Raw genomic sequence first — 24,965 nt, 5'->3', positions numbered from 1 at the left:
AACAGAAAAACGCTTTGGTCTATTATCTACACCAAAGCTTTTTATTGAATAAAGGTATGATACTGATGGTAATCAGGATTTCTTTCGAGCGCCTCTTGGCAATCCTCACAAATGGTTTGTACATGTAAATCACCATTTTCCCTATAAGAAATCATATCGTTTCTTTCCTCATTTGTTAAGTGATGAAATCCGAGTGCTTCACTTTGAACAGCAGATTCATCTAGACTGCCAACCTTTACACCACAGTGCCGGCAGTAATAATGCAAAGCCATACGTGATCCTCCCATGCTGAGATTTTATGATCAGTATGTGCTTTGCTTATCATTCTTATACCTTTTTGTTAAAATCATTCATCACTTCTAAAAATGGCTTTGTTAAAGCCGCCTCACAAGCTTCGACAGACGCCTGAATGACTGATGCGATATCTGGCTGCTCCTCTTCAGAAAAGCGTCCTAGCACGTAATCGACGACCTTCATGCCATTTTGAGGACGTCCTATACCGATACGGAATCGGTCAAACTCTGGTGTCCCTAAATGCTGAATCAACGATTTGATTCCATTATGTCCGCCTGCACTTCCTTTTGTACGCAAACGAATTCGGCCAGTTGGCAAATCAAGATCATCATAGATGACTTTCAAATGTTCAAGGGGAATATCATAGTAATCCATTAGCGGACGCACGCATTCTCCTGATAAGTTCATATATGTAAGCGGCTTTACAAGTAGAACCTTTTGCCCTGAAACAAACCCTGTTCCAAATTGTCCATGGAACTTTGATTGATTTAAAGGGATGTCCCATTTTTTCGATAATTCATCTATTGTCATAAACCCGACATTATGTCTTGTTTTTTCATATTCTTTTCCTGGATTACCTAATCCAACAAATGCAATCATGAAACCAAAAACCTCCTTTGTCACAAAGCACACGCCTAAAAAATGAGCCAATAGGATTGCCTCATGTAAAACGTATGAATTCTTTTCATTCTAGCACAAAAGACGCAACCGCGGGAGGGTTACGTCTCTAAATGACCAGTTATTCTCCATCGTTATCCTTTTCTTTAATGGCCTCAGGTTCTTTTGGTTCCTCTTCGCTATCTGGTTCAGGAACCTCTGATTGCTGAGGCGGTAAAATGGATGCCACGACTTCTTCTGGATCGTTATTCACTTGATATGATGACTGAACAGGCAAATCAGCGACTGTTAGGACATCATTCACTTCTAAGTTTGTAATATCTGCTTCTATATGCTGAGGGATATCTTTTGGTTTCGCTGTAATGGATAGTTCAAATAGTGGCTGCTGAAGCACACCGCCATCTTTAACTCCTTTAGATTCGCCAATCAGCTGAACAGGTACATCCGCTTCAATTTCACGCTGTAAGTCGACTACTTGGAAATCTGCATGGACAAGCTCATTTTTCAGCGGGTCTGTTTGTAATTCTGTGACCATCACGGATTTTGTTTCACCGTTCACGTCTAGTGTGATAATTGTATTTTTCCCTTCATCACGTAAGGTCTTTAATAAATCGATGCTGTCTAGTGAAACAGCCAGGTTGTCTGTATTTTTTCCGTATATGACACCAGGAACGTGTCCTGAATGACGGATTTTTTGCAGTGTGGAACGTTTGAAATCAGTTCTTTTATTTGCTTTTAAAGTTGCCATATTCAGCACCATCCTATTTCTTTTTTGTCACTACTCTCATAATTACCCATAACCGAATCATTTTAAACCTATTTACCGTGAATGATGATAGCAAAAAGACCCTAAGCGGATGCCTAGGGCCTTTTTCAAACAGAAAATTAGCTAAAAAGGTAGCTCACAGATTCTTCTTCATGTACACGGATGATGGCTTCTGCAAGCAAAGGCCCAACTGAAAGCGGAATGAATTTTCCAACTTTCTTGTCATCTGTTAAGTGAATACTGTTTGTCACAACTAGTTCTTTAATTTTAGAGTTTGTGATACGTTCTACTGCTGGTCCAGATAATACTGGGTGAGTACAGCAAGCATAGACTTCAGCCGCTCCATTCTCCACAAGTGCATTTGCAGCAAGTGTAATAGTACCAGCTGTATCAATAATATCATCGATGAGAATCGCCGTTTTGCCTTCAATGTTACCAATGATGTTCATGACTTCAGCAACGTTTGGCTTTGGACGACGTTTGTCGATAATGGCGATTGGTGCTTTCAGGCGATCTGCCATTTTACGCGCACGTGTCACACCACCGTGGTCAGGAGACACAACGACGATATCATTCAAGTTTTTCTCTTCGAAATAGTTTGTTAAGATTGGCACAGCCATTAAGTTATCGATTGGAATATCAAAGAAACCTTGGATTTGCGGCGCATGAAGATCAAGTGCAATGACACGTGTAGCACCTGCTGTTTCAAGTAAGTTCGCAAAAAGCTTCGCAGTGATTGGCTCACGAGGTTTTGCCTTACGATCTTGACGTGCATATCCGTAATAAGGGATCACAATATTAACCGTTTTCGCAGAAGCGCGTTTTAGTGCATCTACCATAATGAGTAGTTCCATAATGTGCTCATTCACTGGCGCACTAGTGGATTGAATGACATAACAATCACAGCCGCGGATACTTTCTTCAATATTGATTTGGACTTCACCGTCACTAAAGCGTTTAACAGAGCTCTTTCCTACATCAACTCCGATACGATCGGCAATTTCTTTAGCAAGTTCAGGGTTTGAATTCAAAGAGAAGATCTTTAAATTCGCATCAGCATAACGATTAGACATGGTAAACCTCCGGGTATTTGGATTATTTTTTATGAATATTTTTCACATAATCTTCTTTATTGACTTGTCTTGCTCTAGCAATAGACAATGCATCCTGCGGTACATCTTCTGTAACCGTTGAACCAGCTGCAACATATGCCCCTTTTCCGACAGTGACTGGTGCCACGAGATTTGAATTACAGCCAATAAATGCGCCGTCTTCAATCTTCGTTAAGAATTTGTTCTTCCCATCATAGTTGACTGTAATCGATCCACAGCCAAGGTTTACATCAGTTCCAACCTCTGCATCTCCAATATAGCTAAGATGAGATGCTTTGCTGCGATCACCGAAAACCGTTTTCTTGATTTCGACAAAATTCCCGATTTTCACTTCATCGCCAATTTTCGACAACGGGCGAATATGAGCAAACGGTCCAATTGTCACATCGACTCCAACCTCACTATCGCAGACGACAGATTGCTTAATCACTGTGCGGTCTCCGATGATGCTGTCAACAATTTCAGTGTTTGGCCCAATAATGGCGTCTGCACCGATTTTCACATTCCCTTTGATGACCGTCCCAGGATAAATCATTGTATCTTCACCGATCACTGCATCAGGTGAAATATACGTGTTCTCAGGATCAATCAAGGTCACACCATTTTTCATATGCTGATGATTAATACGTCGCTTCATGAATTGCTCTGCTTGTGATAGAGCGATACGATCATTGACTCCAAGTGTTTCCTCAAATTGCGGAGTTTGATACGCTGCAACTGTTTGCCCTTCATTCTTTAAAATTTCAATGACGTCTGGCAAATAGTATTCACCTTGAGCATTTTCATTCGATACTTGCTCAATCACACGGAAGAGATCTTCATTTGAAAAGCAATAGGTCCCTGTATTAATTTCATTCACTTGACGTTCCGCATCATTCGCATCTTTATGCTCCACAATTTTCACAACAGCACCGGTTTCATCACGAATAATACGACCATAACCTGTCGGGTCTTCCGCACGTGCTGTTAAAATAGTGACTTTCGCTTGATGTTTTTGATGCTCGCTCAACATAGCTTCCATTGTTTCCGCTGTCAATAATGGCGTATCACCACAAATGACAATGGTTGTTCCCTTTTCCTGCGCAAGGAACGACTTTGCTTGTTTGACGGCATGTGCTGTTCCCAGCTGTTCTTCTTGAAGTGCATACTCACTTCTGTCTCCAAGCTGCTCTTTGACGTCCTCTGCTCCATGACCGACAATTGTCACTAGCTTGGCTAAAGAAAGCTTTAACGCTTCGTCTGCCACATGCTCGACCATTGGTTTTCCGCAAACTGGATGAAGTACTTTGTATAGCTTTGACTTCATTCTCGTTCCTTTTCCCGCTGCTAAAATCACTGCGAACCGCTTATCCATTGATTGGCCTCCAATATCCCTATTATCCATAGAAAAATATATCCTAAATAAGGACTGATTTCAAGGATACAAGAGGAAGTGCATTAATTTTCTAATGAATGAGAGACATAAGGAACAAGAGAAAAAACGCAAAAAAGACAGCATTTAAAAGAAAACATTCATTTTCTCTTAAAGCTGTCTTTTTAGGTTCACATATCTTTAAGAAGCTCCAGCTTCTTCATATTCAATTGTCTCTTCCTCTTCACCTAAGCGATGATACTCATTTAAAACAGCATCTTGGATTTTACCCCGAGTGCTTGAATTAATTGGATGTGCAATGTCGCGAAACTCTCCATCAGGCGTGCGTTTGCTAGGCATTGCAACAAACAAGCCATTGTTTCCATCAATCACACGAATATCATGAACAACAAATTCGTGGTCCAGCGTGATGGATGCAATCGCCCTCATGCGACCATCGGTATTCACGCGGCGTAATCTTACGTCAGTAACTTCCACAGTAGTTCACCACCTTTTCCCAATATAAAAGCATTACTTAGGTATTCAACGATTGTGGTGATTCTCCTGCTCTTTTTTTAAACTTTTTTTGAAATATCGGGATATTTATACATTTTTTGTCATTTTAGTGACGGCGCTTACATTCTCTTCGTGAAAAAAAGACATCATGATGATGTCTTTTCCTGCATATGATAAAACCAAACGGCTTTCGTTAAGATTGCCTGTTTACTTAACTAATGCAATCACTTCAATTTCTATGAGTGCATCCTTAGGAAGTCTTGCTACTTCCACACAAGAACGAGCTGGCTTATGTGTATGGAAATACTCACCGTACACTTCATTTACTTCTGCGAATTGTTCCATATCTTTGATAAAAACTGTTGCTTTCACGACTGTCTCAAAGGAAGCACCTGCTGCTTCAAGTACAGCCTTAAGATTACGGAACACTTGATGAGTTTGTTCTTTAATATCTCCATTTACAAAGTCTCCATCTGCCGTTAATGGAATCTGCCCGGAGCTGTAAAACATGTTATTGACAATAATTCCTTGAGAGTAAGGTCCAATGGCTGCTGGTGCATGTTTGGTTTGAACAACTTTTGTCATATCAATCTCTCCCATTCAACTACATGTTTTCAATTCTTAAGCTTTCGAATGAAAAAACTCGTGGAAATTGCCTTCATTGATCTCAATGATCTTCTGCTTCATATCAATAGTTGAAAGCTTTAAAAGCGATACATATTCATCAACGAGACGTTCATCTACGCCTTCATCTTCTAAAAGAACACCGATCCCTGCAACATTTGCATTAAATTCCTCAAGCAAATTCACCATGCCGTTAATGGTTCCGCCAGCTTTCATAAAGTCATCAATGATCAGGACATTGGACCCTTTATCTAAGCTCCGCTTTGCAAGTGACATGGTTTGTATGCGATTAGACGAACCTGACGCGTAGTTAATACTTACTGTTGATCCTTCAGTTACCTTGTTATCTTTTCTAACGATCACAACCGGCACATTTAAATAACCCGCAACAGAATAGGCAATAGGAATACCCTTTGTCGCAACAGTCATGACGACATCAATCGCACGGTCTGCAAAGATGGTCGCAAATAGCTTACCGATTTTCGCAAGGATTGATGGATTACCTAAAACATCGGTTAAATATAAATAACCGCCAGGAAGCACACGTTCAGGAGTTGATAGAGCTTCTCCGATATCGTTTACTACGTCGTCTGCTTCTTTTAGGTGAATCTTCGGAATATATTTCACTCCGCCAGCAGCACCAGGTACAGTAAGCAATGTGCCTATCCCCTGCTGTTCGAAGGTCTGTTTGATAATCGTTAAGTCTTCACTAATGGAGGACTTCGCAGATTGATATCTTTCTGCAAAAAAAGTTAACGGTACTAGTACGTGCGGGTGGGCTAACAAGTAATTTGTTAAGTCCACCAATCTGCCGCTTCGACGAAACTTCATGAACTTACCCCCAGAACCCGAATAATTTATGATAAATATAACTTAATATACGGATTTAATCAAGGGCATTTTGTTCGCCGATCATGCGGACAGCGTATACTTGATCACAAAATCCTCTCAGTCCGTTATATATTCTTTGTACCTTCGATTCATATTGAATCAAGCCAAATACTGTAGGGCCGCTCCCACTCATTAAAACAGCGTCAGCACCGAAACGCTTCATCTGTCTTTTGATCATATCTACTTCTGGATACATCTTTAATGTCACAGACTCTAAAACGTTTCCGAGCGAGCCGCACATCTCTTTATAATCTTTCGCTTCAATCGCTTCAATCATACGCTTTACATTCGGGTGATCTACTTTGCTTGCGTCATATTGTCTATAGACTTCAGCTGTAGATACCCCAATCACCGGCTTCGCTAAAATCACCCAGCAATGCGGCGGTGTCGCAATATGCTTCAGCTTTTCTCCACGTCCTGTCGCTAGTGCTGTGCCTCCGTGTACACAAAAGGACACATCTGAGCCGATCTCCGCTCCAAGCTCAGCTAGTTCATCTAACGTGAGGTTCAACTTCCACAAACGATTTAAGCCGCGAAGTGCTGCTGCTGCATCACTGCTGCCTCCAGCCAAACCTGCTGCAACTGGAATTGTTTTTGTGATGACAATGGATACACCTTTTTGAATACCATACCTTGTTTTAAGTAATTTAGCCGCCTGATATGCCAAATTACGCTGATCATCTGGCACGAATCGATTATGAGATGATACACGGATTTCATCCTTGTCCAGCTCCGTCAGCTCTAGTCGATCTGCAAGGTCTATTGTTGTCATCACCATCTCCACTTCGTGATATCCATCCGGTCTTTTTCCATGAACATCAAGTGAGAGATTAATTTTTGCCGGTGCTTTTTCTAAAATACGCAAACATTTCACCTACTTCTCCATCTAAACATAAGTATCAATATTGTATCACATTTGATGGATCTGATGAATATAGGCTTTTACACCGAGCACACTGACTTTTTCATCAAAAAAGGCCAGAGACACCTGAGGTATCCCTGACCGTTTTTCTATCGTTGATTCTCATCCTGAGCCATGTGCTGTTGAGCTAATTCAATGGCACGTTTGACCATATTCCCTGCGTCACGCGCACGAATCTCTCCCCAGCCTCCATTTTTGACGGTATCATAAAATCCAAGATCCTTCGCCAGCTCGTATTTGAACTCATCTGACATAATGCCTCGGCGTCTACCCAAACGAAACAGCCCCTTTAGTCGAGAATTCGAATCAGTGCCACCGCTTGGGTGGCTTTCTTATTTTGTATCGAATCCTTTCTTTTACCCCTTTCAAAAAATGGACAGACTCCCATTCAGAAAAAAAGGCAAAACAAAAAGCAGTAAACAAAAAGTTCACTGCCCATTAATAGGCGACTGAGCTAGCGGTATCATCGAATGTTAATTCGACCGTCTCAGTCAGTATATCTGCATAACTATAAGAAACTCTTTCAAACGAATTCTCATCTTGATCTAATTGAATCACAAATACAGAAGGGTACGTTTCAGCTAAAATGCCCGAACGCTCAATTGTTTTACGGCGGCCCCCGTTAGCCTTTAACGTCAAACGTTTACCTAAGTTACCATCAAGCGATCTTTTGATGTCGGACAAAGTCTTCGCCATTGCATCCACCTCACTGAGATAATTATACAACAACGGCCCGTTTTTGTCAAATAAAAATTAAATTATATCAACCAACACGAGCCATTGTCAACAAAATAATTTTGACAAACTTCTACCTTTTCTTCTCCCTATTTTTCTCAAATTCCGGTGAATTATGTATCCTTTTGCAATTTCTTTTTGAACATAAAAAAAACCAGACTGAAATCAGTCGGGTTATGTCGATTCATGGTCCCTTTTATATGGCATACCTACCCTTAGAACACCCTTCGTCTCGATGCCTCCGAGGCCTTTTTCTCTTGTTAATGTATTACGGAGCACATCCCACACGTTGATTCGATCTACAAATGGAGTGAAGCTGATCTTCGCAACAATATAAACGGGGTCGAGCGCATGGATATTCACACGGGAAGGCGAGCTCGCAAAATTAGCACCTGCTTGGATCAATGATTCGAAATGAGATTGACAGGCACCAGCAAAGATCACAAGCTGATCTAAATGAGGGATTTTTCGTCTGGCTTTTTGAACCGTTTCAACAAAATGACGAGAATGACGATAGGCACCGATATCATGTACACCGCCCTTTTGCTTGGAATACGCATCATGTCCTGTGATAACCAATATATCTGGTCGATATTGATCAATTAACGAGTCAATCATGCTTGGCATTTTCTTCTCATGGCAATGCACCCCATACACAGGTACACCAATTCGTTCATATACATCTAAGCATTTCTTTAAGTATGAAGCATCTCCATCTAAATGAAGGACCTTTCCAGGCATGTGAAAATACTGCTCCTGATGCTGATATTGTCCTGACGTATAATACTCTTGTTTTTCCCGCAGCAACTGATAATCCTGTCTTAATAAGTCCAGCGATTCATTGATTTTTCGTTCGTCATTTTTCTCTCTAGTCAGCTGTTCCTCTTTTTGAACCTTGACGAGATCTGACAACTTGGCATCAGCAATCAGCCTCACTTCATTCCCATGCAATATGGCGGTGGCTTCGTGCTGATCGGTCTCATCAATTCGAATGATTCGAAACAAAATATCCATTTGATAGGATGCCCTTGTCACCATATCTCCTATTTGAAATTGCATGCTTTTCACTCCACAATCAGGCTCATATCCTGTTGGTATCGTCTTGCGCTAAATATGTTCGTCTTTCATATATGCTGTTCTTTCTAGCCTATGCCCGAACAAGCGAAGTGGTGAAAAACAAAAAAAGCCCTTAAGACAGGGCTTTTTGTAGAACATTCGACAAACGGGCAAATTCCTCAATGGATAATGACTCGCCGCGGCGCTTTCCATCAATGTCTGCTGTTTGAAGTGCTTCTTCAATGATCGCTTTATGTTGCTTTCCATCAGGTAAATTGTTCATGAGATTATTCATCAACGTTTTTCTGCGCTGACCAAAGCTCGCACGAATCAATTGAAAGAAAAATTCATCATTTTCTACTGATACAGCGGGCGTTTCACGAACAGTCAGCTTGATCACAGCTGAATCGACATTTGGCTGTGGAACGAAAACCGTTTTAGGCACAACCATCACTGTTTTCGCTTCTGTATAGTATTGAACTGCGATAGAAAGCGAATTGTATTCCTTTGATGACGGAACAGCGGCCATACGATCTGCTACTTCTTTTTGCAGCATGACCACTATCCCTTTCAATGGAAGGTTTTCTTCAAGCAGCTTCATAATAATCGGTGTCGTCACGTAATATGGAAGGTTCGCGACAACCATCACTTCTTTACAGTCAGCGAAATTTTCCTCAATGACCTTTCCCACATCTGCCTTTAGTACGTCTTGATGAATGATCGTCACATTATCATATGGAGAAAGCGTATCGTTTAAAATGGGCAATAACCGCTGATCGATTTCAAAAGCGGTGACCTTCTTTGCACGCTTAGCGAGCTGCTCGGTCAATGCACCGATACCAGGTCCAATCTCAATCACACCGGTCTCATCCGTCACCTCTGCGTGATCGACAATACGATCAAGTATATTTGTATCAATTAAAAAGTTCTGCCCTAAGCTCTTTTTAAAAGAGAAACCGTATTTCTTCAGTATTTCCTTCGTTCTGATGGGTGTCGCTATATCTTTATTCATCGGCTTCCTCCTGCATGACGGTCTTTAAGGCCGCAATAAAATCATGTTTGGTTATTTGGAACATGTGAAGGCGCTTATGCAGCTGCTTCGCATTGGTATATCCTATATTTAAAAGCAAACCTAGTCGCTCGCGGCGACGTTTCGATGATTCGCCTCCGATAAGGCCTGCGTCAAATAAGTCATCTATTGTAATGTCACTTTCCGTTACTTCCATTTCCTCATGGACATGGGCAAGGCATTCCCGAATACTATCCAAGGAAGCATGCTCGACGCCAATTCCTTTGTCCCGCTTCGCCTTCGCAAGATGTTTTGGCAAAAATGCGTGCTTACAGCCAGGAACCGCTTCTGCGATGGTTTTCCGGATCTTCTCCCCAGGGAAATCAGGATCAGTTAAAATAATGACCCCTCTCGTCTCCTGAGCAAGACGCACTTGTTGAATAACTGTATCGCCAATGGCTGATCCGTTTGTTTCGATCGTATCTGCATCAACTGCCATCTTCACTCTCGCAGTGTCGTCACGACCTTCCACCACAATGATTTCTTTGATTTTCATGTATTCCTCCGCTTGCAAAAACAATAAACAATTTTTGGTTAAAAAACGAAACCTTTTATGTTGTTTTTGCGTCTAATTAATTAGAAAACAGTGCTTCTATTATAACCAAAAAAACAGAGGGTGCGCAAAGCCCTCTGTTCATATAAATGATTTGATGTGTTTATTTGAGTACTCTAATTTTCACTCGTTTATTTCCCCATTGATAAGCTGCCGACTTATTTGGGACGAACACATCAATTTTATTCCCTTTTATAGCAGATCCAGTGTCTGATGCAACGGCATATCCATAGCCTTCCACATACACTTTAGAGCCTAGCGGAATGACACTCGGATCAACTGCTATGACCTTTGCACTTGGATTTGATTTTAAATTATATCCTGTTGACGTTCTGCCGGTACATCCAGCACAGCTCGCTGTATAAGCTGTCGACGTCACATAAAATTCTTTTCCTGACGATTCATTGTTTCTTGAAACGGCAGGTGTCGCTTTAGGCTCTTTTTGGGACTCTTGTGTACCAATGGCCACTAAACGATCCTTGCTATCTTTTTCAGTCACTTCTTTAATCAATTCTTTAGACACCACTTTGCCGTTTTCTTTCACAATGGCATAGTGCTTCTTCAATTTACCTTCTTCACCTTTTTTAAGCACCTTCTCTTTTCCTTTTTCAAGAGAACGATCCTTTTTATGTTTGGTATCAAAAGCAATTTTCTCTTCCACTACATCGGTGACTTTTTCCACCCGAGTGATCTGGATATCTGCGCTTTTTTTAGTTATATGACTATGTAACGCAGGTTTGATCTTATCGTGCTTCTTGAGCTTCAGCTCTTGTTGCTTTAAAAAGTCAGCGACCGTAGTCGAAGTGGTCCACACTTTTTTCTCTTTTCCTCCATCATTTACGCTGACCCGGAAGGCCTGCTCAACCACAAGATCCATATCTTTTTTAATCTTGTCATTCTTTCCTGGAGTTACTTGATCGTGCTTCCCAATATCTATCTTCTCATTCTTCAATAATGCTCCAACCGTCTGATCTGTTGTCCATATCGTTTTCTCTTTCCCATCTAGGGTCAGATGAACCGGTATAGCCGCATCATACACAATGTTCATGTTGTCTTCAATCTTTGTATTTAGACTTGGAGAGATATGATCCTCCGCCTTGGTCTTTATTCCAAGGTCTGAAAGCAGCTGTGCTACTGTCTCTTCATGTGTACGAATTGTCTTCTCTTTACCATTGATTGAAATGGTAATAGACTGCTTAGTGAGCTCATGCGCACCGTAAGCCGTCCCAGTTCCAGCTAAAAGCAAGCAAACAACTAGTAATAAAACCTTGCCTTTTCCTAGCTTTACAGAAAACAGATTTTTCATTTTTTGTACGATGAAAAACGCCTCCTTCTCCTCGGAGAGATTATATAGAGTATCTCAAAACCTGTCAACCCTTCCACCCACTGTACAAAAATGCTCGATTGTACCCCTATTATGGGAGTTTAATGGAAGGAAGGGAAGAAAGACTTATCGACAACTTATCCTATGAAGAGGCGTAAACGTGTAGAACATTTTCGTTATGTTTCACAAATGGACAAGCTTAAACAAGGATTGACATCATATACTGTCAGTTTATACCGAAAACTTTTTTTGCATTTTTTGTGGTCAATTCAGCAAGCTCTTCAAAGCTTATTTCTCGTAACTCCGCAATCTGTTCTGCAATATATTTCACATAACTCGGCTCGTTACGTTTCCCTCTAAATGGCGCTGGCGTTAAGTATGGGCAGTCTGTTTCAATTAAAAGCCGGTCACTTGGTATGTCCTTAACAACTTCCTTCGGTTTTTTTGCATTTTTAAATGTCACAGGTCCACCGAATGAAATATAAAAGTTCATATCCATGCACGCTTTTGCGATTTCCAGACTACCAGTAAAGCAATGCATAATCCCTCCAACTTCAGCTGCTCCCTCTTCCCTTAAGATCGTCACGACATCTTCCGTTGCGTCACGATTATGAATAATGATTGGAAGATTCACTTCCTTCGCAAGAGCAATTTGGCGTCTAAAGACCTCTTTTTGCACATCTTTTGGCGACTTGTCCCAATAGTAATCGAGACCCATTTCTCCAATCGCAACGACTTTTTCATGTTGAGATAATTCTTTGATCCATAGCAAATCTTCATCTGTCATATCAACGGCGTCGACTGGGTGCCAGCCAATGGCTGCATAAATGAAATCATACTCTTCAATTAATTCCATCGCTCTCGTAATTGTCGGGCGGTCAAACCCTACCACCACGATTTTTTCGACTTTTTCACTCTTCGCTCTTTCGATCACCTGCTCTAAGTCTTCATTATATTGTTCCGCATTTAAGTGGGCATGTGTATCAAATAACATCGTTGATTTCTCCTTTCGACAATTCTTCTAAAAAACAAAAGGTGTTCGACGAAATGTTACACGTGGAACACCTTTGTTGATTTATAAAATTTTTGTTCCATTTGCTAGAGATTGATCCACTTCAAGAACCTGCAATTTCCCACCAGTCTCTCCAGTCAAAATCATTCCCTGGGAAATTTCCCCTCTGAGTTTAACTGGTGTGAGATTCGCTACACAGACGAGCTTCTTCCCTACTAACTCCTCAGGTTGATAATGCTTGGCTATCCCTGAAACAATTTGTCTCTTTTCAAATCCAAAATCAAGCTGCAGCTTTAAGAGACGATCTGCTTTTTTCACTGGGGCTGCTTCCAGCACCTGTGCGACTCGAAGGTCAACTTTTGAGAAATCATCAAAAGCAATTTCTTCTCCCAGCTCAGGTAATTCTGTTTCTTCTATTTCTATTTTCTCTTCTTCTACCTTTGGTGCACTTCCCTGCATTTTCTCTTTAATATATGCTACTTCTTCTTCAACCTCTAAACGCGGGAACAAAGGCTCTCCCTTTTGTACCGTCGCTTGTTGAATCGCACCGAAAGATAGAATGCTATCCCAGCTTTTAAGCTTTTCTTCTTCAATGCCAAGCTGGAAGAAGATTTTCTCAGGTGTTTTCGTTAGGAAAGGCGTTAAAAGCACTGCCGTGATGCGCAATGATTCTGCTAAATGATACATGACAGAATGCAGCTCTTTTCGTTTTGATTCGTCCTTTGCCAGCACCCAAGGAGCTGTCTGGTCAATATATTTATTGGTTCTGCTGATTAATGTCCAAACATTTGAAAGAGCCACCGAGAATTCAAGGTTTTCCATCGCTTCTTCATAGGCTTTGACTGTTTGCTCAGCTACTGCTTTCAGCTCCTCATCAAACTCATTAACTGGACCCTTATAGCTGCTTAATGTCCCGTCAAAATATTTTTGAACCATCGCAACTGTACGGTTAAGCAAGTTACCTAAATCATTGGCAAGGTCATAGTTTACACGTTCCACGAATCCTTCTGGTGTAAACACACCATCCGCACCAAATGGTACTTCACGAAGGAGGTAATAACGAAGGGCATCAAGACCGTAGCGATCTATTAATGTGACCGGATCTACTACGTTCCCTTTTGATTTAGACATCTTGCCATCTTTCATCAGTAGCCAGCCGTGTGCGAAAATTTGTTTCGGCAACGGCAGATCGAGTGCCATCAGCATAATTGGCCAATAAATCGTATGGAAACGCACAATTTCTTTCCCTACGAGATGCACGTTGGCAGGCCAATATTTTTTATATTTTTCATCCTGATCAGTTCCGTAACCAATCGCAGTTAAATAGTTGAACAACGCATCAATCCATACATAGATGACGTGCTTTGGATTGTTTGGAACTTTAATTCCCCAATCAAAGGTTGTTCTTGATACAGCCAAATCCTCTAAACCTGGTTTGATGAAGTTATTGATCATTTCATTCTTTCTTGATTCAGGCTGAATGAACGTTGGATTCTTTTCGTAATAGTCTAGTAAACGATCCGCATACTTACTCATACGGAAGAAATATGATTCCTCTTTAATTAATTCGACAGGATGTCCGCTGTCAGGGCTTTTCCCACCAGTGACTTCTCCTTTTTCATTGCGCTCAACATCCACAAGCTGTGTTTCCGTATAGAATGTCTCATCCGGAATACTGTACCAGCCTTCATATTGATCTAAATAAATATCACCTTGATCAAGTAGCTTTTGAAACACTTGCTCAATGATTTTCGTATGTCTTTTTTCTGTTGTACGGATGAAATCATCATTGGAAATGTCGAGTTTCTTCCATAGTGATTGAATGTCTGCTACGACCGGATCTAAATACTCGATCGGTGTGATGTTTTGTTCTTCAGCTTTTTGCTGAATTTTTTGACCGTGCTCATCTGTACCCGTTAAATACATCACATCATAGCCTTGAAGACGTTTATAACGAGCCATAGCATCCCCTGCTACTGTCGTATAAGCATGTCCAATATGTAATTTTCCGCTCGGATAGTAAATAGGTGTTGTCAGATAGAACGTTTTTTTCTTTTCCGGCATGTTGGGACCTCCTGCGTGTGTGTAAATGTCAAAAACTCCCGCCCAATGGACGAGAGCGGTTATTATCGTTACATGAAAATGTGTTAGATCCATTTATTAAGTTTTGCACTTGTGCTTTCTCTATGATACCATCTTAGCCTTTAAGATCAAGCATATATACATAGAACAAGTTGAAATGATCGAAAAAGATGAGTTTTTCGAAAAAAACGACAAACCTGTCGACATTTTGTCGAATATTGTCGTATGAAATCTATTTCCAGATTTACAATTGTCTAATTTAGGGCAAAAGTCTTGTTAATCTGAGTTCGTCATTTCTTATATTTTCTTAGAAAACAGCTTCAAAATCCTTATAAATCAGTAGTTTCAAGGTCTTTTGACTTTAAGAGTCATATTTTACAAACAATAGTAAACAAAATGATTGACGATTTATGGAAACCTTGTTATGCTATGAATGTAAGGAATTTGTCGAATAATGACGAAGATAATATTATATTAAGAATAAGAACTCTTTGGGAGGAGAATGAAGATGAAATCTACAGGTATTGTACGTAAAGTTGACGAATTAGGGCGCGTGGTGATTCCAATCGAACTTCGCCGTACTCTAGGAATTGCTGAAAAAGACGCTTTGGAAATTTATGTTGATGATGAAAAAATTATCCTAAAAAAATATAAACCAAACATGACTTGCCAAGTTACAGGTGAAGTATCAGACGATAACCTTAAACTTGCTAATGGTAAATTAGTTCTTAGCCGTGAAGGTGCAGAGCAAATCATTAACGAAATCCAAAACCAACTTCAATCACAAAAATAAGTTTGATATAAAAAAGGTTCTTGCACCGTTTGCAAGAACCTTTCTTTATTGTTCAATATGATAAGCATCGTATATGGTACGTTTGGGTACACCACGTTCGACGGCTGTACGCTTAATGGCTTCCTTCGACGTTAATCCTTCTTCTATGTAATGGATCACGTGTTCTTTTTCTGATAAGGACTTCCACCAAACTTCTTCATTTAGCTCTTCTTCATCTTGATCGTTCCCTTGTAAGACAAGACAGAATTCACCTCGGATTTGATTTTCTGTCGCCCATGTCAGCACAGACTCTAAATCTCCACGAATAAACTCTTCAAATTTTTTCGTTAGTTCTCTCGTAATGGCGATATTCCGGTTACCCCACACTTCCTTCATCAAAGTCAGCGTTTCTTTTAACCGATGAGGCGCTTCATAGAAAATGATGGTTTCTTGACGTTTCTTCAAAGCTTCAAGCTGTTTTTTCTTTTCCTTTTTTTGTCGATCAAGAAATCCATAAAAGAAAAATGGCTGCGGCGTAATCCCCGATGCAATGAGTGCTGTAAGTGCAGCATTTGCTCCAGGTAATGGAACGACATAACCGCCGATATTAGTAAAGTCTCGGACCACTTCAGCACCTGGATCAGAAATCGTCGGTAAACCAGCATCGCTCACGAGTGCGATGTTTTTTCCTTCTTTTAACCATTCGATCAACTTGTGACCGCTGCTGTCTTTGTTATGCTCATGATAACTCGTTAATGGCGTATCAATTTCATAGACATGGCAAAGTTTTTTCGTTTGTCTTGTATCCTCTGCGGCAATATAGTCTACATCTTTTAATGTTTGTATGGCTCGAAACGTCATATCTTCTAAATTGCCAATGGGAGTTGGGACGAGATATAGAATCCCCATATCTGATTGACCATCAAAGCTTTTTTGTGTGTTCATGTGTCGCCTCCTTTTCAATACGCATTTCTTCTATATAAAGATCTTTCTTTTTCCGTGTCCACGTTTTGAATCGATATTCTTGCTGCATGGCTTCTTTTTTGGTTGCAAAACATTCATGATAATACAGTTCAACCGGCCGTCTGGCTCTTGTATACTTTGCTCCCTTTCCACTATTGTGGGTCGTCAGTCTTTTTTGTAAATCATTTGTATAACCTGCATATAGGCTGCCGTCTGCACATTTCAATACATAGAAATAATGATTATGCTTCTCCATACAGTATCGTCCTGATTTCCTCTGTATACTCTTGATCATCTCCATAAACAAAAAGAGGCGGGAGAATTTTCAGATCCGGTTTTCCATCTTTTATCCCCTCTACTAAGATGGTATTGGCTTCTTTCCCCTGTTTGGGATAAACAAATTGAATTCTTTTTGGCTCAATTCGGTACTTCTTCATCAATTCCACAATCTCAAGCAGCCGGCCCGGTCGATGAACCATCGCTAGTTTCCCTCCTTGCTTCAGAAGCGTAGAAGAAACGCGAATGACATCTTCTAATGTACAATGAATTTCATGCCGAGCAATGGCCAAGTATTCATTCTCATTAATCTCTTCCTTAGAAGGTGTCTTAAAATATGGCGGATTACATGTGATGACATCTACTTTGTGATTGCCGTAGCGTGCTGGCATATCATTCAGATCACCATGAATCAGTTCTATCTGCTTTTCAAGTTGATTATACGCCACACTTCTTTTTGCCATATCAAACAGCCGATCTTGAATTTCAACTCCAGTAATGGAAGCCTTAGATCGAGTCGAAAGCAGCAATGGCACAATGCCATTTCCTGTACAAAGATCAATGATCTCTCCTTTTTGAATGGGCACATACGCGAATTTTGCTAATAAGACTGCGTCCAATGAAAAAGCGAAAACCGTTTTACTTTGAATAATCTTCATATCTTCGGCGAGCAAATAATCTAATCGTTCATCTTCTCTTAACGAAACCATGATGTATCCTTTCTTTTCCTGTGAAAAAGGCTTCCGATTCAGCGGAAGCCTTTTCTCATTTTTTATTTAAAAATGACAGACAGAACAAACAGTCTCCCTCTTTACGTATGCTCCCATAATGTACATTGCAAATATGGAAGCCCTCCTGATATAACCGAGCCAGGTTATCATGACCTTCTCCTATATCAGAATGACCTGGTTTCTGAGCAGAATCATTCTCTGTCTCAGACGATTTGTCCCGATCGGACTGATCTAGACGTTCACGCAAGTGCTGATTCTCCATCTGCAGTTGATGATTTTCTTCAATCACTTCACCGATATGATTTTTCAAATCACCTAACTGGCGATAAAGAGAACCGATTTGTTCTTCTAAATTGATTACCGTATCAAATAGTTCCTTTTTATCCAAGGTGGCACACCTCGTTACTCAGTTGTTTGTGCAGATACAACGCCTTCTTGTAATAATTCTTCCCAAGTATATTCTATCACTTTTTCTTGCCCGGTTAATTCAACTTGCAAAATTCGTTCTAAAATGTTGAGCCCTACTACCTTTGCAGAGCCACTAGATGTCTGAATCGTTTCACCGATATCCGGCAATTGTTCTTTCGCCGTTTCATACTCATCGTTCTCATATTTCAAGCAACACATCAAACGGCCGCAAAGCCCTGAAATTTTTGTAGGATTTAGCGACAGGTTTTGATCTTTTGCCATCTTAATGGATACTGGTTCAAAGTCTCCTAAGAATGTCGAACAACAAAGCATTCGCCCGCAAGGTCCTATGCCACCCAGCATTTTCGCCTCGTCCCTTACACCAATCTGGCGAAGTTCAATTCTTGTTTTGAAGATCGATGCAAGATCCTTCACTAGCTCGCGGAAATCCACTCTGCCATCTGCTGTGAAGTAGAAGATGACCTTGTTTCGGTCAAATGTAAATTCAACATCAACTAGCTTCATTTCAAGACCGTGTTCACTTACCTTCTGAAGACATGTATCAAAGGCTGTCATCGCTGCTTCTTTGTTTTCCTCAACGATGAGCCGATCTCTTTCATCTGCTACACGAATCACCTTACGCAGAGGAAGAACGACATCATGTTCATCTACTTTTTTATTAGCAATGACCACTTGCCCGTACTCAACTCCTCTGACCGTCTCTACAATGACACAACTATCATTTTCTATATGAAATCCATTAGGATCGAAATAATAGATTTTGCCCGCTTTTTTAAAGCGAACACCAATTACGTTGTACAAGCTTATCCCTCCTGCAACATCAACACCAATTGCTCCATCAGCCCTTGGGCATTCACGTTGGATTGAAGTCTCTTTTTCGCTTCTAATACAGCAAGGATCTGGTTCGTCACCATCTGCTGTGTGGAATGCAGCGCATGCTGCTTCATTGTCTGGAATAAGTCTTGATAAATGACTTTATCTTCATTTCCTATTTGAATCGACAATACATCACGATATATAAATAAAAGCATATCCAGACCTGTTTCTTGAAGGTCTTTCTCTTTGAAAAAAGGCATCCATTGATCCTGTATATAAAAAAATGCATGTTCTTTTCGCTGGTGTAAGACTTCATACAATTTTATCACTTTCGCTCTAGACTCTGCAAACTGATCATTTCGACTTAATTCGAGTGCTTCTGCTAAATTGTTGGTTAAATTCGACAAAAGCCTTGCAAGATGCTGAGATACGCCTTCTTGTAATAGCTGCTGCTCCAAGGATTGAGGCTGCAGTGGCTGAAAGCTAAGCATCTGACATCTTGAAATGATCGTATCCAGCATTTTATGCGATTGCTCAGTAATTAAAATTGCCATCGTTTCCCGGTTAGGCTCCTCTAGGAACTTCAATAAACTGTTCGCAGCGTTAACCGTCATTTTGTCCGCATGAAGAATGATATACATTTTTCGGTGAGATTCCACACCTGCTTTTGTAAACTCCTCTTGCAATGCCTGTACTTGCGCTTTCTTAATTGATAGACCATCAGGCTGCATGAGATGTAAATCGGGATGGTTTCCTGACTCAATCCTCTTACAATTTTGGCAGGATTCACACGGTTTCACTCCTGATTCCAAGCAAAAAAAGCTCTTTGCTAGTAGCATCGCAGCATCTTGCTTACCGGTCCCTTTTTTTCCTTCAAATAAGTAGGCATGCGCAAGTCGGTCTTTATCAATACTATTAAAAATCAGCCGCATGACGCGCGGCTGCAAATCATTCATGTCATCCCAGCTAATTGCCATGTTATCACTCTCTATGTGTAAAGGTTAATCAATAAACCTTTTATTTCTCCAATACGTTCAAGCAAATCGATAGATGGTTTCTCTTGATCCATCATATCCTCTGTTAATTCAATCAACTTTTCATCTAATGCTTTGACTAAAGCGAGTGTACGCGTGTTGCCATAAATATCAAAGCTTCTTGATGTTTCTATATTTAATCCATTATCGACTGTCTCTTTCACAAAGCGTTTCACAAGTCCTTTAAACCTAGCCAAGTCCTTTAAATTTCGTGACTTTGCCAGCTTTTTACCGAACACTTCGATATCACTCAGCATAACCGTCAGCTGCTCTAAGCGCAATTTGCCACTTTGCGTCTCCATCGAAGCTTTAAAGGAGGCAGATGTTTGGCTTCCCTTAATGCCTTGGAGTTCCCGCTTTTCTAAAAGCAACCGCATATCTTGATTAATTTTCACAGCAACCCATCCTTAGAATTGATGAAATTGTTCAACTGGCAGAATAAAGACAGTAGCTCCACCAACTTCAACCTCAACAGGGTATGGTACATATGAATCTGCGTTACCACCCATTGGAGATACAGGTGCAATCATTTGATCACGTTTGCGGCAATTTTCTTTTATAAGCTGTAATGCTTTATCCACTCGGACATCATCACAACCAATGATAAAAGTCGTATTCCCAGACTTTAAAAACCCACCAGTTGAAGCTAATTTTGTCACGCCGAATTGATGTTCAGTCAATATTTTCAACAACTTGCTACTATCTTGGTCCTGTACAACGGCAACAATTAATTTCATTTGATTGGCCTCCTTTGTTTTAGGCACAGGTGACATGCCGATGTCTTCCTCTATATTATAACAACGATTGGGAATGAGGTCATATTTGATTTTTCTTTAATGTGTCTTGAATCACTCGAAGTACTTCTTCATAGACATCCTGCATCGGCTGAGAAGCATCTACAACGCGGAATCGTTCTGGTGATTGCGCAATAAGTAGTTCATAACCTTCTCTAACCAACTGGTGAAAATTCAGTGTCTCCATGTCTAATCGGTTCTTTTCTCTTCCTTGATTGGCGTGAATTCGCTTGAGCCCTTCCTCAGGTGTAATGGAAAAGTAAATGGTCATTTGCGGCATCGTGCCATCAATAGCAAAGTCATTTATTGATCTGACTTGGTCAATTCCAAGCCCTCTCGCATAGCCTTGATAAGCAAGAGAGCTATCAACAAAACGATCACATAAGACAGTCTCTCCGCGCTGCAATGCCGGTTCTACCTTTTCAGCCAAATGCTGCCTTCTTGCTGCTGCATACAACAATGCCTCTGTTTTCGCATCCATTTTTGTATTTTTTTCATTTAAAATGACTTCACGAATCTGCTCAGCAATGTCAATGCCGCCTGGCTCGCGTGTCGCCATCACTGCATATCCTTGACGTTCCATTTCTTCGTACACTTTTCGTATCACTGTCGTTTTTCCGGCACCCTCTGGTCCTTCAAACGTAATAAACATACCGCTCATAGTGTCTCCTCTTCTATATAAACATATAATTTTCTCTGATGAATGACCTGACTTGCTTGAATATGAACCTCGTGACCAAGCAAACGGCTTAACGCCTCAATTTGTTCTTTTTCAATGCGCTCTCCCTTAATCATCAAAGGAATTCCAGGTGGATAGGGAATAATGGATTCTGCACTCACCCTGCCTGCTGCATGTTCAAATGGGACAGCCTCTATGTCTTGGTTTAGTATATCAGTCTCAATAGGTACAGTATCATTTTGGTTATCTTTTTTCCCTTTGAGCAATGAATCACTTTGCTTAAGAGCCTGCTCGATCTGCTTGAAAGGGACGTCCTTCCTCTGTTCTAAGCTAAGCACAAGTAAAACCTGGTGTTCGTCCGCAAGCTCTGGATGAACATCGACTGATTCAAGTACCTGCTTTAGTTCGTAACCTGTCAGTCCTTTTGTTGATCGAATGACACATTTTAAAGGATCGGAATGTAGTGATTCAGGCTCAACCACTTCAAGGTGAGTCAGACGGTTGAACTGATCTTTCAGCTCTGTCAGTTCTTTCATGATTACATCCAATGTCCCTTTTTCTTTGATCTCCTCGACATAAGCTCTTGCTACATCTAATGAGGCCATAATGGGATAAGAGGGCGAGCTACTTTGAAGCATGGTGAGCAAGGTTTTCAAACGTTTCGCATCGATTCGGTCCCCTTGAAGATGAAGATAGGAACCCATCGTCATTGCCGGAAGGGTTTTATGTGCTGATTGTACCACCACGTCCGCTCCATAGGAAAGAGCCGATGGAGGAAAGCCGCCGCCTAATACAAAATGCGCACCATGTGCCTCATCAACCAACACAATCATACCTGCTTCATGGCATCTGTGAATCAGCTTTGATAAATCAGCTGCATGTCCGTAGTAGTTCGGATAAGTCAAAATGATTGCCCTGCAATGAGGATGTTTTGCTATGGCTTTTCTCACTGTATCTTCGGTCACATGTGTTGGAACGTGCAAGTGTGGGTCTATCTCAGCGTCTATTAGAATAGGTGTTGCACCTGCAAGCTCGATCGCATGGAAGACAGACTTATGGCAATTTCGCTGGACAAAAATCTTGTCTCCCGTGCTGCATGCTGTCATCACCATTGCCAAGTTTCCGACTGTTGTGCCATTCACAAGGAAGAAGCTTTGATCTGTACCATATAGCTTAGTTAATAAATGTTCTGCCTCTTGGATGACCCCAGTCGGGTGATGAAGATCATCAAGACCTTCAAGCTCTGTCACATCCAGCTGTAGGATTGAAGCATAGTGAGACCGTGCCTCATCAAAAAAGACATCTCCATTGTGATGTCCTGGAACGTGAAAAGAATAGGGCTTCTTTTCCGCATGTTTTGCTAACGCTGTATATAAAGGTGTTTTCAAACAAATCGATCCTTTTCACTTTAACGATATCTTATGTCTATTATAACGTTCAAATAAGTGAACCGAAAGATGGTTTCTCATTCCTTTATTGGATTTGCCAACTGCTGCTCCGCCTCATACATACTGTTTTTCAATTGAACCCGCTCTTGGCTTCCATGCTCTTTCACCTGTAACGTTTCCTGTAATGTTTCAGCTAATTGATGTTGAACCTTTTTCAGTGTATCTATAGGAGCTAAAGATGCCTCTTCAAGAATCTGCCCCTGCTGCTTTGATACATTTTCATATGTTTTTTGAATTCGGTTCTCAAGAGCTGAATTGGCCCGCTGCTGTATATGCGTTAATGCAATCGACATTTGGTTGATCCATAGAGGAATAGAGGCTGAAACTGTTGATTGAATGTGATTGGCCAATGTATGATTCGTATGTTGGATCATCCGAATTTGAGCATTACATTGCAATGCAATCTGCCGGCTTAACAGCAAATCATACTTTCGTTCCTTTAGTCTCTCCACATACTCTTCTTCATTGACTTCTTGACTCATCAATTGCTCCTCTATCGTCCGTTCAACAGAAAGTTGCGTTTCTGAAAGAGGCTGCTGCTCTAACATGGTTATTTTTGATTCAACTGCTGCAACCTGCAACGTCATCTCTTGGAAATACGTTTGATTTTCTTCAAATAAACGCTCTAATAACATATGGTCCGAGATTAATACGCCTCTTGCATATTGAAGCCTTGCTGACAATCTCTCGATCTGTGATTTTGCATGTTGAAAACGTGATATGGTCTCCTGAGTAGATCGCTTATCGCGTTGAAACCATTTCAAAAAAAAGCCCTGTTTCTTTGGCACCAAATCCTCTGGTTCCACTACATGTAACTGCTGCAAAAAGGCCTCAAGCACGTCTCCTATTTGATCGATATCTTTTTTCTCAACATATTTCATCATCTTTTGTGATTGTTCCAATAATCGTTCCTGCATACGTGTACCATAGAAAAGGAGCTTTTGCGGATTGTCAGGGATCTGATTAGCACGCTGAATGGCTTCCTTTTTCTCTTCATCAGATAAGGTATCAAACACCCGAAACTGAAGATCAGTAGTGGAGGCAGGTGATGTTGTGGCGCGACCTTCCGATTTCATCGTGTTTGACTCCTTTCATCTATTTCTTCATCATTTTATCTGCTACTTCAAGTTCAATATGAAGAGCTTCTATATCTCTTCCTAACACTTGTTGCAAATCATTCGTCAATTGCTTTTGCAGCTCTGTCAATGTCACTCGGGTTTGGCTTAATGTCATTTCCAGCTCATGGCTACGATTAGGCTGATTATATAATAGTGCATATTTCTCAGTTAGTTCAACGACGGAATCCAAACTTTCGAAATAAAAGCGCTGTGCATCATAAAATCGATTTGGCTCTTTTTTTGTTATTGTATAGATTCGCCGTGCAAGCCGAAAAACTTCATAATTATGTTTGATCGTTTGTACGTTTTTCACAGCAAATAAAGCTTTTTTTAAACGCACAAGCTTTTGCCCTGCTTCTTTTAAATGCTGTTTGATATATACATAATCACTTCGAGACAGTCCGTGTTTCTTTAAAAACAATTGGAAAGCAGTCCATCTGCTCCCCGCAAACATCACACCCCACCCAATCATCGCATACAGTATCGATAATCCAGCATGATGATGGAAAACCCCTATACTGACGGTTAAAATCATAAGCGAAAAAAAAGTAGAGAGGATGGCCCATATAAAAGTATAAAAGATTGATTTCATGTTTATCGACTCCTATGAATAATCAGGCTCTCTGTTTATCTTATTATGAATTACGGATGATGTCCAAACTAAGTTCCAAAAAAACAGGCCCAATCCTTCATAGCTCATAAAAAAAGACCATCTAGTGGTCTATGAATACAAAGGCGGCGTATGAAGATTTTTAAGCTTTCTCACATAGTCGGAATAGCTAGGATCCGAGGTCGATGTAGATATTAACTTTCGCTCACAGTCTCGGCACAAAAACTGATGATATAAATAAATTCCTTTTGTCTTTTTCTCTTCACAAATCAAACAAATCGCTTCTCGCTCTTTTTTGTCCATTGTGACACCTCCACTTATAGCTTCAGTATGCCCTAGCGCTTTCAATTGTATACAAAATTAAGAATGT

At 40.6% G+C, this 24,965-nt stretch carries 31 protein-coding genes; 1 reads left to right on the top strand and 30 read right to left on the bottom strand.

Going from position 1 to position 24,965, the window contains the following annotated elements; genetic code table 11:
* Positions 1-41: 41 nt before the first annotated feature.
* The 17 genes from MHI35_RS00340 to metG all read right to left on the bottom strand — a co-directional run bounded on the left by MHI35_RS00340 (position 42) and on the right by metG (position 14,907).
* Positions 42-272: an anti-sigma-F factor Fin family protein gene (locus tag MHI35_RS00340; protein ID WP_003217967.1), complete on the bottom strand. Its 231-nt coding sequence runs from the start codon at positions 270-272 to the stop codon at positions 42-44.
* A gap of 55 nt (positions 273-327) precedes the next feature.
* Complete coding sequence (pth, locus tag MHI35_RS00335) at positions 328-894, bottom strand: aminoacyl-tRNA hydrolase (RefSeq protein ID WP_211064380.1); 567 nt, start codon at positions 892-894, stop codon at positions 328-330.
* A 139-nt stretch (positions 895-1,033) separates the two neighbouring features.
* Complete coding sequence (locus MHI35_RS00330; protein WP_012008657.1) at positions 1,034-1,660, bottom strand: 50S ribosomal protein L25/general stress protein Ctc; 627 nt, start codon at positions 1,658-1,660, stop codon at positions 1,034-1,036.
* A 137-nt stretch (positions 1,661-1,797) separates the two neighbouring features.
* Positions 1,798-2,751: a ribose-phosphate diphosphokinase gene (locus MHI35_RS00325; protein ID WP_144487636.1), complete on the bottom strand. Its 954-nt coding sequence runs from the start codon at positions 2,749-2,751 to the stop codon at positions 1,798-1,800.
* A gap of 22 nt (positions 2,752-2,773) precedes the next feature.
* Entirely contained in the window at positions 2,774-4,144 is a 1,371-nt protein-coding gene (glmU, locus tag MHI35_RS00320; RefSeq protein ID WP_119124314.1) for a bifunctional UDP-N-acetylglucosamine diphosphorylase/glucosamine-1-phosphate N-acetyltransferase GlmU, read from the bottom strand.
* A gap of 198 nt (positions 4,145-4,342) precedes the next feature.
* Entirely contained in the window at positions 4,343-4,639 is a 297-nt protein-coding gene (gene spoVG / locus MHI35_RS00315; protein WP_008357439.1) for a septation regulator SpoVG, read from the bottom strand.
* 225 nt (positions 4,640-4,864) lie between these two features.
* Positions 4,865-5,242 (bottom strand): 2-iminobutanoate/2-iminopropanoate deaminase, encoded by a 378-nt coding sequence (gene ridA, locus MHI35_RS00310; protein WP_144523256.1) that lies wholly within the window; start codon positions 5,240-5,242, stop codon positions 4,865-4,867.
* 36 nt (positions 5,243-5,278) lie between these two features.
* Entirely contained in the window at positions 5,279-6,112 is an 834-nt protein-coding gene (gene purR / locus MHI35_RS00305) for a pur operon repressor (protein WP_003217919.1), read from the bottom strand.
* Between the two features lie 55 nt (positions 6,113-6,167).
* Complete coding sequence (gene ispE, locus MHI35_RS00300) at positions 6,168-7,037, bottom strand: 4-(cytidine 5'-diphospho)-2-C-methyl-D-erythritol kinase (RefSeq protein WP_144523266.1); 870 nt, start codon at positions 7,035-7,037, stop codon at positions 6,168-6,170.
* Positions 7,038-7,183: 146 nt separating this feature from the next.
* Positions 7,184-7,369, bottom strand: coding sequence for a small, acid-soluble spore protein, alpha/beta type (locus tag MHI35_RS00295; protein ID WP_012008653.1), 186 nt, complete (start codon positions 7,367-7,369; stop codon positions 7,184-7,186).
* A gap of 163 nt (positions 7,370-7,532) precedes the next feature.
* A complete protein-coding gene (gene veg, locus MHI35_RS00290; protein WP_003217979.1) occupies positions 7,533-7,790 on the bottom strand; it encodes a biofilm formation stimulator Veg in 258 nt (85 codons plus the stop codon).
* A gap of 213 nt (positions 7,791-8,003) precedes the next feature.
* Positions 8,004-8,888 (bottom strand): sporulation peptidase YabG, encoded by an 885-nt coding sequence (yabG, locus tag MHI35_RS00285; RefSeq protein ID WP_012008652.1) that lies wholly within the window; start codon positions 8,886-8,888, stop codon positions 8,004-8,006.
* A gap of 130 nt (positions 8,889-9,018) precedes the next feature.
* On the bottom strand, positions 9,019-9,897 hold the full coding sequence (gene rsmA, locus MHI35_RS00280) for a 16S rRNA (adenine(1518)-N(6)/adenine(1519)-N(6))-dimethyltransferase RsmA (RefSeq protein WP_144523257.1): 879 nt from the start codon (positions 9,895-9,897) through the stop codon (positions 9,019-9,021).
* Positions 9,890-10,450, bottom strand: coding sequence for a ribonuclease M5 (rnmV, locus tag MHI35_RS00275; RefSeq protein ID WP_144523258.1), 561 nt, complete (start codon positions 10,448-10,450; stop codon positions 9,890-9,892). The genes rsmA and rnmV overlap by 8 nt, the downstream gene beginning before the upstream one ends.
* A gap of 160 nt (positions 10,451-10,610) precedes the next feature.
* Positions 10,611-11,813: a G5 and 3D domain-containing protein gene (locus tag MHI35_RS00270; RefSeq protein WP_211064379.1), complete on the bottom strand. Its 1,203-nt coding sequence runs from the start codon at positions 11,811-11,813 to the stop codon at positions 10,611-10,613.
* A gap of 244 nt (positions 11,814-12,057) precedes the next feature.
* On the bottom strand, positions 12,058-12,825 hold the full coding sequence (locus tag MHI35_RS00265; RefSeq protein ID WP_211064378.1) for a TatD family hydrolase: 768 nt from the start codon (positions 12,823-12,825) through the stop codon (positions 12,058-12,060).
* An 81-nt stretch (positions 12,826-12,906) separates the two neighbouring features.
* Entirely contained in the window at positions 12,907-14,907 is a 2,001-nt protein-coding gene (metG, locus tag MHI35_RS00260; RefSeq protein WP_088000683.1) for a methionine--tRNA ligase, read from the bottom strand.
* A 520-nt stretch (positions 14,908-15,427) separates the two neighbouring features.
* On the opposite strand from metG, the gene MHI35_RS00255 reads away from it, so the two are divergent.
* The gene (locus MHI35_RS00255) at positions 15,428-15,718 is read left to right on the top strand and encodes an AbrB/MazE/SpoVT family DNA-binding domain-containing protein (RefSeq protein WP_087975202.1); all 291 of its coding nucleotides are present in this window, start codon (positions 15,428-15,430) and stop codon (positions 15,716-15,718) included.
* A gap of 45 nt (positions 15,719-15,763) precedes the next feature.
* Here the strand turns inward: MHI35_RS00255 and rsmI are convergent, their stop codons facing one another.
* From rsmI to MHI35_RS00190, 13 genes are all read right to left on the bottom strand, one after another.
* Entirely contained in the window at positions 15,764-16,642 is an 879-nt protein-coding gene (gene rsmI / locus MHI35_RS00250) for a 16S rRNA (cytidine(1402)-2'-O)-methyltransferase (protein ID WP_211064377.1), read from the bottom strand.
* A complete protein-coding gene (locus MHI35_RS00245) occupies positions 16,620-16,916 on the bottom strand; it encodes a GIY-YIG nuclease family protein (RefSeq protein ID WP_211064376.1) in 297 nt (98 codons plus the stop codon). The genes rsmI and MHI35_RS00245 overlap by 23 nt, the downstream gene beginning before the upstream one ends.
* Positions 16,903-17,646: a tRNA1(Val) (adenine(37)-N6)-methyltransferase gene (locus MHI35_RS00240; protein ID WP_012008644.1), complete on the bottom strand. Its 744-nt coding sequence runs from the start codon at positions 17,644-17,646 to the stop codon at positions 16,903-16,905. The genes MHI35_RS00245 and MHI35_RS00240 overlap by 14 nt, the downstream gene beginning before the upstream one ends.
* Before the next feature lie 55 nt (positions 17,647-17,701).
* Entirely contained in the window at positions 17,702-18,055 is a 354-nt protein-coding gene (gene yabA, locus MHI35_RS00235; RefSeq protein WP_003217957.1) for a DNA replication initiation control protein YabA, read from the bottom strand.
* Positions 18,056-18,069: 14 nt separating this feature from the next.
* On the bottom strand, positions 18,070-18,897 hold the full coding sequence (locus MHI35_RS00230) for a PSP1 domain-containing protein (RefSeq protein ID WP_012008643.1): 828 nt from the start codon (positions 18,895-18,897) through the stop codon (positions 18,070-18,072).
* 2 nt (positions 18,898-18,899) lie between these two features.
* Complete coding sequence (gene holB, locus MHI35_RS00225) at positions 18,900-19,889, bottom strand: DNA polymerase III subunit delta' (RefSeq protein WP_211064375.1); 990 nt, start codon at positions 19,887-19,889, stop codon at positions 18,900-18,902.
* A gap of 11 nt (positions 19,890-19,900) precedes the next feature.
* Entirely contained in the window at positions 19,901-20,341 is a 441-nt protein-coding gene (locus MHI35_RS00220; RefSeq protein ID WP_211064374.1) for a YaaR family protein, read from the bottom strand.
* A gap of 12 nt (positions 20,342-20,353) precedes the next feature.
* Positions 20,354-20,683, bottom strand: a complete 330-nt coding sequence (locus MHI35_RS00215; protein ID WP_012008640.1) for a cyclic-di-AMP receptor — start codon at positions 20,681-20,683, stop codon at positions 20,354-20,356.
* Positions 20,684-20,762: 79 nt separating this feature from the next.
* On the bottom strand, positions 20,763-21,401 hold the full coding sequence (gene tmk / locus MHI35_RS00210; RefSeq protein ID WP_058015826.1) for a dTMP kinase: 639 nt from the start codon (positions 21,399-21,401) through the stop codon (positions 20,763-20,765).
* A complete protein-coding gene (locus tag MHI35_RS00205; protein ID WP_211064373.1) occupies positions 21,398-22,807 on the bottom strand; it encodes an aminotransferase class I/II-fold pyridoxal phosphate-dependent enzyme in 1,410 nt (469 codons plus the stop codon). Before MHI35_RS00205 ends, tmk begins: the two co-directional genes overlap by 4 nt.
* 77 nt (positions 22,808-22,884) lie before the next feature.
* Entirely contained in the window at positions 22,885-23,943 is a 1,059-nt protein-coding gene (locus tag MHI35_RS00200; protein WP_211064372.1) for a toxic anion resistance protein, read from the bottom strand.
* A 19-nt stretch (positions 23,944-23,962) separates the two neighbouring features.
* Complete coding sequence (locus MHI35_RS00195) at positions 23,963-24,577, bottom strand: 5-bromo-4-chloroindolyl phosphate hydrolysis family protein (RefSeq protein WP_144523265.1); 615 nt, start codon at positions 24,575-24,577, stop codon at positions 23,963-23,965.
* Positions 24,578-24,706: 129 nt separating this feature from the next.
* A complete protein-coding gene (locus tag MHI35_RS00190) occupies positions 24,707-24,898 on the bottom strand; it encodes a sigma factor G inhibitor Gin (protein WP_012008635.1) in 192 nt (63 codons plus the stop codon).
* Positions 24,899-24,965: the final 67 nt, after the last annotated feature.

This window comes from Bacillus sp. FSL K6-3459, assembly GCF_038003305.1.
Taxonomy (GTDB): Bacteria; Bacillota; Bacilli; order Bacillales; family Bacillaceae; genus Bacillus; species Bacillus pumilus_O.
This window is presented reverse-complemented; position numbering and strand designations above follow the sequence as displayed.

What these genes read in the sequence shown, in the direction of transcription:
- MHI35_RS00340 (WP_003217967.1), bottom strand. Translation starts at nt 272, where the DNA reads ATGGCTTTGCATTATTACTGCCGGCACTGTGGTGTAAAGGTTGGCAGT.
- pth (WP_211064380.1), bottom strand. Translation starts at nt 894, where the DNA reads ATGATTGCATTTGTTGGATTAGGTAATCCAGGAAAAGAATATGAAAAA.
- MHI35_RS00330 (WP_012008657.1), bottom strand. Translation starts at nt 1,660, where the DNA reads ATGGCAACTTTAAAAGCAAATAAAAGAACTGATTTCAAACGTTCCACA.
- MHI35_RS00325 (WP_144487636.1), bottom strand. Translation starts at nt 2,751, where the DNA reads ATGTCTAATCGTTATGCTGATGCGAATTTAAAGATCTTCTCTTTGAAT.
- glmU (WP_119124314.1), bottom strand. Translation starts at nt 4,144, where the DNA reads ATGGATAAGCGGTTCGCAGTGATTTTAGCAGCGGGAAAAGGAACGAGA.
- ridA (WP_144523256.1), bottom strand. Translation starts at nt 5,242, where the DNA reads ATGACAAAAGTTGTTCAAACCAAACATGCACCAGCAGCCATTGGACCT.
- purR (WP_003217919.1), bottom strand. Translation starts at nt 6,112, where the DNA reads ATGAAGTTTCGTCGAAGCGGCAGATTGGTGGACTTAACAAATTACTTG.
- veg (WP_003217979.1), bottom strand. Translation starts at nt 7,790, where the DNA reads ATGGCGAAGACTTTGTCCGACATCAAAAGATCGCTTGATGGTAACTTA.
- yabG (WP_012008652.1), bottom strand. Translation starts at nt 8,888, where the DNA reads ATGCAATTTCAAATAGGAGATATGGTGACAAGGGCATCCTATCAAATG.
- rsmA (WP_144523257.1), bottom strand. Translation starts at nt 9,897, where the DNA reads ATGAATAAAGATATAGCGACACCCATCAGAACGAAGGAAATACTGAAG.
- rnmV (WP_144523258.1), bottom strand. Translation starts at nt 10,450, where the DNA reads ATGAAAATCAAAGAAATCATTGTGGTGGAAGGTCGTGACGACACTGCG.
- MHI35_RS00270 (WP_211064379.1), bottom strand. Translation starts at nt 11,813, where the DNA reads ATGAAAAATCTGTTTTCTGTAAAGCTAGGAAAAGGCAAGGTTTTATTA.
- MHI35_RS00265 (WP_211064378.1), bottom strand. Translation starts at nt 12,825, where the DNA reads ATGTTATTTGATACACATGCCCACTTAAATGCGGAACAATATAATGAA.
- metG (WP_088000683.1), bottom strand. Translation starts at nt 14,907, where the DNA reads ATGCCGGAAAAGAAAAAAACGTTCTATCTGACAACACCTATTTACTAT.
- MHI35_RS00255 (WP_087975202.1), top strand. Translation starts at nt 15,428, where the DNA reads ATGAAGATGAAATCTACAGGTATTGTACGTAAAGTTGACGAATTAGGG.
- rsmI (WP_211064377.1), bottom strand. Translation starts at nt 16,642, where the DNA reads ATGAACACACAAAAAAGCTTTGATGGTCAATCAGATATGGGGATTCTA.
- MHI35_RS00245 (WP_211064376.1), bottom strand. Translation starts at nt 16,916, where the DNA reads ATGGAGAAGCATAATCATTATTTCTATGTATTGAAATGTGCAGACGGC.
- MHI35_RS00240 (WP_012008644.1), bottom strand. Translation starts at nt 17,646, where the DNA reads ATGGTTTCGTTAAGAGAAGATGAACGATTAGATTATTTGCTCGCCGAA.
- holB (WP_211064375.1), bottom strand. Translation starts at nt 19,889, where the DNA reads ATGGCAATTAGCTGGGATGACATGAATGATTTGCAGCCGCGCGTCATG.
- MHI35_RS00215 (WP_012008640.1), bottom strand. Translation starts at nt 20,683, where the DNA reads ATGAAATTAATTGTTGCCGTTGTACAGGACCAAGATAGTAGCAAGTTG.
- tmk (WP_058015826.1), bottom strand. Translation starts at nt 21,401, where the DNA reads ATGAGCGGTATGTTTATTACGTTTGAAGGACCAGAGGGTGCCGGAAAA.
- MHI35_RS00200 (WP_211064372.1), bottom strand. Translation starts at nt 23,943, where the DNA reads ATGAAATCGGAAGGTCGCGCCACAACATCACCTGCCTCCACTACTGAT.
- MHI35_RS00195 (WP_144523265.1), bottom strand. Translation starts at nt 24,577, where the DNA reads ATGAAATCAATCTTTTATACTTTTATATGGGCCATCCTCTCTACTTTT.
- MHI35_RS00190 (WP_012008635.1), bottom strand. Translation starts at nt 24,898, where the DNA reads ATGGACAAAAAAGAGCGAGAAGCGATTTGTTTGATTTGTGAAGAGAAA.